Annotated in this window: 1 protein-coding gene; it reads right to left on the bottom strand. The window is 48.8% G+C overall.

The genetic code is table 11. The annotated features are described in order from the left end of the window. A partial coding sequence (locus tag R8N47_RS24940) for a type II secretion system F family protein (RefSeq protein WP_318186073.1) occupies positions 1-712 on the bottom strand: 712 nt, incomplete at its 3' end. Positions 713-738: the final 26 nt, after the last annotated feature.

Raw genomic sequence — 738 nt, 5'->3', positions numbered from 1 at the left:
AGCCATAAAAACAAACTACTAGCACGGCAAAGATAATCAGCCCCCATTCTTGGACGAACTCACTAGCCGCCAGCAAAAATTGCGTTGACTGTGGCAACTCTTGCCCCATTTGAATGATCGGCTCGATGATTTTGGGTACCACGGTCGCCAACAAGAACGAGACAATCGCCACCGCAAACACCACTAATACGACAGGGTAGATCATCGCTTGCAACAGCTTAGAACGCATTTTCTGACGGTTTTCGACGTACTCCGCCAAGCGCTCTAAAACCGTATCAAGGTGTCCAGATTTTTCACCCGCGGCGACCATAGAGCGAAACAGTTCGTCAAAGACGTGTGGATAATCACCTAGGCTATCTGCCAATGGGTAACCTTCGGTGACTTTGGAGCGAACTGCAGCGATCATGGTGCGAATTCGTGGCTTTTCTGCTTGTTCAGAAACTGCTCGAAGACACTCTTCAAGAGGCATACCTGATTGAACAAGTGTGGATAATTGACGCGTGATCAGAGCCAGTTCAGCCGTTTTGATACCACGTTTGAAGCCCACTGAGCCTGAAGACTTAGCCGCCTTTGCTTTGGCTTCCACGACCTCAACAGGGATCATTCCTTGTTCTTTCAGTCGTTGGCGCACTTGACGAGCGTTATCCCCTTCAATCGTGCCTTTTTTTTGTTTGCCTTTTGCATCCAGCGCTTTGTATTCAAATGCTGCCATTACGCTTCCTTCGTCACTCGCATCAC

Source organism: Vibrio sp. 2132-1 (assembly GCF_033344315.1).
Note: the sequence above shows the minus strand (reverse complement) of the source record. Positions and strands in the feature narration are given on the sequence as shown.